1 protein-coding gene is annotated in these 1,188 nt (G+C 64.6%); it reads right to left on the bottom strand.

Annotation, left to right across the window (positions count from 1 at the left end; genetic code table 11):
* Window positions 1–8: 8 nt before the first annotated feature.
* Entirely contained in the window at window positions 9–1,112 is a 1,104-nt protein-coding gene (locus N5J71_RS22285; protein WP_279534578.1) for an enoyl-CoA hydratase/isomerase DspII, read from the bottom strand.
* Window positions 1,113–1,188 lie beyond the last annotated feature (76 nt).

Below are 1,188 nucleotides of genomic sequence, written 5' to 3'. Positions count from 1 at the left end.
ACCCGCGCTTACAGATCTGCCAACGGGTGTTCGCCATCCCAGGCTGGCGCGAAGTGCGCTTCGACCACGGCGTCTGGGATTGCGGCCACGTCCGGCCAGTGCCAATGCGGTGTTTGATCTTTGTCGATCAGGCGGGCGCGCACGCCTTCGGGGAATTCCGGGTGGCGGCAGCAGTTCAGGCTCATGGCGTATTCCATGCGAAACACCTCGGCCAGCGACAGGTGGCGGGCGCGGCGTATCTGCTGCCAGACCAGGTGCGCCGTCAGCGGGCAGCCATTGGCCAGGGTCTTGGCAGCGCGGGCGAGCAGTGCGTCGTCATCTGCTTGCAGTGCCTTGAGCGCGTGTACGGCAGCCGGCAGGTCGGCGACGTCGAGCAGCTCATCGATACGTTCGCGGCGCGGCAACCATTGGGCTGCCGGCAGCTCACTGCGTGCCTCGTTCTCCAGCGCCCGTAGCAGGCTGTGCAGTTGCAGGTCGGCTTGTTCGCGCCAGTTCAGCTGCACCAGACCTTCGAGCAGTGCCTCTTGCTGGTCATCGCGCAGGCAGCGGTCGGCCAGGTTCAGGTCCAGCGCATCGCGGGCATTGATGCTCGCAGCAGTGAGCCCAAGGAACAGACCTAGGCGACCCGGCAGGCGGGCGAGGAACCAGCTACCGCCGACATCCGGGTACAGGCCGATATTGATTTCTGGCATGCCCAGTCGGCTGCTCGGGGTGACGATGCGGATGCCGGCGCCCTGCATCAGGCCCATGCCGCCACCCAGCACGTGACCATGGGCCCAGCAGATCAAGGGCTTGGGGTAGGTGTGGATGCGATGTTCGAGGCGATATTCGTCGGCGAAGAAGCGTCGTGCCAGGGCCGGTATTTCGCCTGGTTGTTCGCGACACTGGTTTACCAGTTGCACCACATCGCCGCCGGCACAGAAGGCCTTGGGGCCGTTGCCGCGCAGCATCACGCAGGCGATGTTCGAGTCTTCTGCCCAGGCCTTCAGGCGTTCGTCGAGTGCTTCGATCATCGGCAGGGAGAGGGCGTTGAGGCTCTTTTCCGCGTCCAGGCTGGCGATGCCGATGCGGTAGCCGTGCAGGCTGGGGCGTTCTTCGAATTGCAGGTTCATATAGGTTTCCAGCGTGGTGCGGGGCGGCTCTGGTGGATGTAAAAAGCGACATCCACCCTACGGGCCTGGCCGATTG

Origin of the sequence: Ectopseudomonas oleovorans (assembly GCF_029845265.1) — a bacterium.
GTDB classification, from domain to species: domain Bacteria; phylum Pseudomonadota; class Gammaproteobacteria; order Pseudomonadales; family Pseudomonadaceae; genus Aquipseudomonas; species Aquipseudomonas oleovorans.
This window is presented reverse-complemented; position numbering and strand designations above follow the sequence as displayed.